At 70.3% G+C, this 5,661-nt stretch carries 6 protein-coding genes and 1 pseudogene; 4 read left to right on the forward strand and 3 right to left on the reverse strand.

Annotated features, from left to right (window positions below; translation table 11 throughout):
• Positions 1 to 94, reverse strand: a pseudogene (gene purU, locus N1F89_RS20125) (formyltetrahydrofolate deformylase); the annotation flags it as partial.
• A gap of 270 nt (positions 95 to 364) precedes the next feature.
• Complete coding sequence (locus N1F89_RS20135) at positions 365 to 1,813, reverse strand: aldehyde dehydrogenase family protein (RefSeq protein ID WP_290086250.1); 1,449 nt, start codon at positions 1,811 to 1,813, stop codon at positions 365 to 367.
• Positions 1,814 to 1,913: 100 nt separating this feature from the next.
• Between N1F89_RS20135 and N1F89_RS20140 the strand changes: the two genes are divergently transcribed.
• Complete coding sequence (locus N1F89_RS20140) at positions 1,914 to 2,819, forward strand: LysR substrate-binding domain-containing protein (RefSeq protein ID WP_290086252.1); 906 nt, start codon at positions 1,914 to 1,916, stop codon at positions 2,817 to 2,819.
• A 167-nt stretch (positions 2,820 to 2,986) separates the two neighbouring features.
• Here N1F89_RS20140 and N1F89_RS20145 read toward each other — a convergent pair whose 3' ends face one another.
• Positions 2,987 to 3,727, reverse strand: a complete 741-nt coding sequence (locus tag N1F89_RS20145) for a class I SAM-dependent methyltransferase (protein WP_290086253.1) — start codon at positions 3,725 to 3,727, stop codon at positions 2,987 to 2,989.
• On the opposite strand from N1F89_RS20145, the gene N1F89_RS20150 reads away from it, so the two are divergent.
• The 3 genes from N1F89_RS20150 (at position 3,714) to N1F89_RS20160 (ending at position 5,569) form a co-directional block, all read left to right on the forward strand.
• Positions 3,714 to 4,016, forward strand: coding sequence for a hypothetical protein (locus N1F89_RS20150; protein ID WP_290086255.1), 303 nt, complete (start codon positions 3,714 to 3,716; stop codon positions 4,014 to 4,016). The two genes, N1F89_RS20145 and N1F89_RS20150, sit on opposite strands and share 14 nt — an antisense overlap.
• A 77-nt stretch (positions 4,017 to 4,093) precedes the next feature.
• A complete protein-coding gene (gene dctP / locus N1F89_RS20155) occupies positions 4,094 to 5,044 on the forward strand; it encodes a TRAP transporter substrate-binding protein DctP (protein ID WP_290086256.1) in 951 nt (316 codons plus the stop codon).
• A gap of 27 nt (positions 5,045 to 5,071) precedes the next feature.
• Positions 5,072 to 5,569: a TRAP transporter small permease gene (locus tag N1F89_RS20160; protein WP_290086257.1), complete on the forward strand. Its 498-nt coding sequence runs from the start codon at positions 5,072 to 5,074 to the stop codon at positions 5,567 to 5,569.
• Positions 5,570 to 5,661: the final 92 nt, after the last annotated feature.

Consider the following 5,661-nt stretch of genomic DNA (forward strand, 5'->3'; position numbering starts at 1 on the left):
CGTGGTTCACCACCAGCTTCTGGTAGTCCATGTGGTTGGAGATCACCGCGACGATGTCGATCGGCAGCGCGCCGATGCGCCAGCGGTAGAGCAGGCGGCGAGGGATTCTGCAGGCCGAGAAAGATCGCCGTCCGGCCGGTGCGGCGCGCCCGCTCCAGGTCGTCGGCCGTGCGTCCGGGGAAGATCAGGTCGGCGTGCTGCCGGAACCGCCAGTTCCAGGCCACCACGTTGTCGACCGTGTCGCGGAAGTTCTCGTGGTAGGCGATCGTCGCCTGCACGCCGCACAGGCCGCCGGCCACCATCTCCTCGAAGATGCCGCGCGTCCAGTTGCAGTACTGGGTCGCGTCGACGAACATCGGCCGGCTCATGCCACCGGTCCCGGCTGGATGTAGGCCGTCTTGACCGTGGTGTAGAACTCGACCGCGTAGGCGCCCTGCTCGCGCGGGCCGTAGCTCGACATCTTCGTGCCGCCGAACGGCACGTGGTAGTCGGTTCCCGCCGTCGGCAGGTTGACCATCACGCAGCCGCTCCGCGAGCGCCGGCGGAACGCGCCGGCATAGGCGATGGAGCGCGTGACGATGCCGGCCGTCAGGCCGTAGCGCGTGTCGTTGGCGATGGCGACCGCTTCCTCGAAGTCGGCGGCGCGGATGACGCAGGCGATCGGCCCGAACATCTCCTCCTGGTTCACGCGCATGTCGTTGCGCGTGCCGGCAAACAGCGTCGGCTCCATGAAGAAGCCGGGCGTGTCGCGCTCCAGCCGTCCGCCGCCGGTCACCAGCTCGCAGCCGGCCGAGCGGGCGAGCTCGACGTAGCGCAGATTGGACTCCAGCTGCTGGGCGCTGACGGCCGGCCCGATCTCCGTCTGCGGGTCGAGCGCATGCCCCACCTTGAGCGCCCGGGTGCGCGCAGCGCAGCGCTCGACGAACGCATCGTGCACCGCCTCGTGCACGATCAGCCGCGACGAGGCCGTGCACTTCTGGCCGGTGCCGCCGAAGGCGCCGTTGACGGCCAGCGCGGCGGCCAGGTCGAGGTCCGCGTCCTCCATCACCACGAGCGGGTTCTTCGAGCCCATCTCCATCTGGAGCTTGGTCAGGTTCGGGATGGCGGCCGCCGCGACGCGCTGGCCGACCTCGACGGATCCCGTGAAGCTGATCGCGTTCACCTGCGGATGCGCGGCGAGCCGGCCGCCGACGCTCTCGCCGCTGCCCATGACGAGATTGAACAGCCCGGCGGGAATGTCCTGCCGGCTGAACACCTCGGCCAGCGCCCAGGCGCTGGCCGGCGTCTGGTTCGCCGGCTTCCACACCACGGCGTTGCCGAAGGCGAGCGCCGGGGCGATCTTCCAGCAGGCCGTCGCCATGGGAAAGTTCCACGGCGAGATCACCGCCACGACGCCGACCGGCTCGCGGGTGACCGCGATGTCGACGCCCTGCCTGACCGACTGGGCGGTGTCGCCGATCTGCCGCAGCACCTCGCCGGCATAGTAGGTGAAGAACTGACCGGCGCGGTAGACCTCGCCGCGGCCCTCGGCGAGCGGCTTGCCTTCCTCGCGCGAAAGCTGGGTGCCGAGCTCCTCCGCGCGCGCCATCAGCTCGCGGCCGATCCTGTCGAGCACGTCGGCGCGCGCCTCGAGCCCTTTCGCGTTCCAGGCCGGCAGCGCGTCGTGCGCCGCCGCGACGGCGGCGTCGAGCTGATCCTGCGTCGCCTGCGCATAGCGGCCGATCACGTCGTTGGTGTCCGACGGGTTGACGTTTTCGATCACCCCGTCCGAATCGACCCAGGCTCCCGCGATGAAGTTGGCGAAGGGTTTCATTCACGCCCCTGTTTCCGTGTCCTCTTCCAACTGTGCCGGTTCTGGGACATAAATCAAACGGGAATTCGTCAAGCGTATTTGAGGAAAACTGGAAGAACCGATGTTCAAGCTCGCTCAGTTTCGCGTGCTGCACAGCGTCGCCAGGAATGGCGGCCTGGTGCCCGCCGCCGCACAGCTCCACCGCAGTTCCTCGGCCGTCTCGCTCACCCTCAAGCAGCTCGAGGAGGAGGTCGGCGGGCGGCTCTTCGAGGGCGACCGCAAATCGAAGCTGACGCCGCTCGGGCGCTTCATCCTCGAGGAGACGCGGCCGCTGCTCGAGCACTACGACCGCATCGTCCAGGCGATCCGCCATCACGCCGACGGCGCGCCCGGCCAGCTCGACATCGCCTGCGTGCCGTCGATCGCCGCGACGATCGTGCCGGACGCGATCGCCGCCACCTGGCAGTCGCGGCCGGGCGCCCGGGTCGAGATCAGGGACATGGATTCCCACTCGGTCACGCAGGCCGTGCTCCTGGGCACCGTCGAGATCGGGCTCGCCTCGGCCGTCGGCAGGCGCGACGAGCTGGCCTTCACGCCGCTCCTGTCGGACCCGCTTGACGTGGTCTGCGCCAAGGACGATCCGCTGGCCGAGGCGAAGCAGCCGGTGGGCTGGGACACGGTGCGCGCCAGGCCCTTTCTCGGCAACGGCAGCTACACGGCGACGCCGTCGAGCGAGCTCGACCGGATCGACACGAACCGCATCATGTACATCGCCAACGTGATCTCCATCCAGGCGGCCGTGCGCGCCCGGATCGGCATCACGATCCTGCCGCGCATGATGCGCAACAGCGCCATGGCGGGGGTGGCGTTCGTGCCGCTCGCCGACCCCACGGCTCGCCGCACGGTCTATGCGATCTGCCGCAAGGGGCACCGGCTGTCGCCGATCGGCGCGCGGTTCCTGTCGCTGCTGCGCGAGATCCTGCACGCCAGACGGCAGGAGATGGGCATCGAGCTCTTCGGCGCCTGACGGCACCCGGCGCGCCGGAAAGGCTCGACGGCGCGCCGCGCGCGTCATCCGGCTCTACTAGGCCGCCGCCAGCCCGCTGCCACGGCGCCATCGATCCGACGTCCCCGCCGGCCTTGGAGGCGGTGGCGCGCTATCTGATGGCACAGAAATAGACCGCCGGCGCCGCGTCAGCGGCCGGCGTCGCGGACGACGGAGAGGAGCAGCATCATCGGCCGCTCCAGCTCCTCCGCCAGCCCGGGGTCCTGCGCGACCTGCTCGGCGCTCGGCGCGAACTCGTCGACCCGGCGGATCGCGAAACCGGCCGCGATCAGCGCGTTCAGCGTGGTGCCGATGCGCCGGTGATGCTTGACCACGCCGCTGGCCAGCCAGTCGGTGCGGCGCTCGCCCTCGGCCGCGTAGCCGTCGACCGGCCAGGTCCTGCGGCCCTCCGCGTCGACCGTCCAGCGCGGCCTCGCGGCGGCCATGAAGACCGGATGCTCGATCGAGAAGACGAAATGCGCGCCGGGCGTCAGGGCGCGATGCACCTCGCGCACCAGCCGGTCGAAATCGGCGACATAGTGGAAGGCGAGCGCGCTGAAGGCGAAATCGAACGCGGCGCCGGGCAGCGCGACCGTCTCGAGATCGGCGATCCGGTAGGTGATCGCCGGATCGTCGGTATCGGCCTTCGCGCGCGCAATCATCCTGCGCGACAGATCGAGGCCGAGAACGCCGGCGGCACCGTGGTCGCGCGCCCAGCGCGCGAACCAGCCGAAGCCGCAGCCCAGATCCAGCACCCGGCTGCCGGTCAGGTCCAGCAGCATGGCGCGCAGCGCCGGCCATTCCGGCGCGCCGGCAAGGCCGTGCACCTGTCGCGGCAGCCGGCTGTAGCCGGCGAAGAAGTCGGGATCGTCGTAGATGTTCTGGGACACGTCGTTCTCCATCGCGATGCCGATGGACGAGGCGCCTCAGCGTGAAAAAGCCCCGTCCGTCACCGGCGGGGCTCGAGGCGCGCGACACGCTCGCTTGCTAGCGCATTCGCAGCCCCGGCATCCCGGCGGTCGGGATGCCGGCGCTCCGGGAAACGACGAGCGCGTCATGGTCGGTCATGGCGGCAAGTATCGGCAATGGCGGCTTCGAGTCAATCGCGCGGGTCAACCGCGCGCGCCCGCCCGGCGCGCCGGGCGCGAATTTCGCGGCGGGCACGCGCTGTGCGGTTGACGGCCGACCGGGGCGTCTCTAGACAATATGTAAATGAATATAATTGGGCCCGCGCACGGACCATCAGGGAGGACACCATGAAGAAGACCATCGCACTGACGGCCGCAATGGCGATGACGGCCGGCTCGGCCCTCGCCGAGGAGGTGACGCTGCGGGCGGCCAGTGCGTTCGCCTCCGGCACCGCCTTCGCGCGGCCGTTCGAGGCGTTCGTCGACTGGGTCAACGAGAACGGCGAGGGCGTCCTGCAGATCGACGTGGTCGGCGGTCCGGAGGCCGTGCCGCCCTTCGAGCTCGGCAACGCCGTGTCGTCCGGCGTCGTCGACCTGGCCAACAACACCGCCGCCTTCTACACCAACATCATGCCGGAGGGCGACGCGCTCAAGCTCGCCACCAATACGATCCAGGAGCAGCGCGAGAACGGCTGCTACGCCATCATCGACGAGATGCACCAGTCGGCGATGAACGTGAAGTATCTGGCGCGCACCGGCGACAACGTGAACTTCCACCTCTACCTGACCAAGCCGATCGAGGAGCCCGACCTGAGCGGCCTGACGATCCGCACCACGCCGGTCTACCAGGCGATGTTCGAGGCGCTCGGCGCCAATCTGGTGCGCACCGCGCCGGGCGAGGTCTACACCGCGCTCGAGCGCGGCACGATCGACGGCTACGGCTGGCCGATCCAGGGCGTGCTCGATCTCGGCTGGGACGAGCAGACGAAGTACCGCGTCGACCCCGGCTTCTACCAGGTCGACGTCAACGTGATCGTCAATCTCGACACCTGGAACGGCCTCGGCGAGGAGCAGAAGGCGCTGCTCGAGGAGGCGGCGGCATGGATCGAGGCGAAGAACGCCGAGAACCTCGACATCAACGCCCGGGAGGCGGCCGCCCAGGCCGAGGCCGGCATCGAGGTGATCGAGTTCTCCGGCGCCGCGCGCGAGGCGTGGCTCGACGCGGCCCAGGACGAAGGCTGGGCGGCGATCGCGGCCATCAACCCGGAGGCGGCGGAAAAGCTGCGCGCCTGCTTCTGATCGCGGCCGGCTGACGATCCGACGCCGATGCGGGGGCTGACGTCGCTCTACCGGGGCACGGTGCGGGCGCTCGCCGTCGTGGCGGGCGCCGTCCTGGTGGCCATCACGCTCGCCATCGCGCTCGACGTGGGCCTGCGCGCCTGCTGCACCAGCGCCATCCGCGGCCTGACCGACCTCGTCGAGCACGGCATCGCCGCGGCCACCTTCCTGGCCGCGCCGTGGGTCCTGATGAAGAACGCGCATGTCGCCGTCGACCTGGTGGTGACCCTGCTGCCGGGCGGGCCGCGCCGCCTCGTCGACCGTGTGGTGAACGGCGTCGGCGCGGCGGTCTCGGCCGTCTTCTTCTGGTATCTGCTGCAGGCGCTGCTGGGCGCGCTGCAGCGCGGCTCGATGGTGCGCGGCATCCTCGTGGTGCCGGAGTGGCTGACCTTCGCCGCGCCGGTCGCCTGCACGCTGCTTCTGGCAATCGGCTTCCTGCTCAGGATCGGCGCCGCGCCCGAGCCGCGCAGCGCGCCGGGCCTCTAGACCATGGCGGCGGACAGCGTGACGCGGTGTGGCGACGGCAACACGGCCTGGCCCGACGATGGTGCCGCAGCCGGCCGGCGCCGGACGGCCCG

The sequence above is a fragment of the Aquibium sp. A9E412 genome (assembly GCF_030398335.1).
Taxonomy (GTDB): Bacteria; Pseudomonadota; Alphaproteobacteria; order Rhizobiales; family Rhizobiaceae; genus A9E412.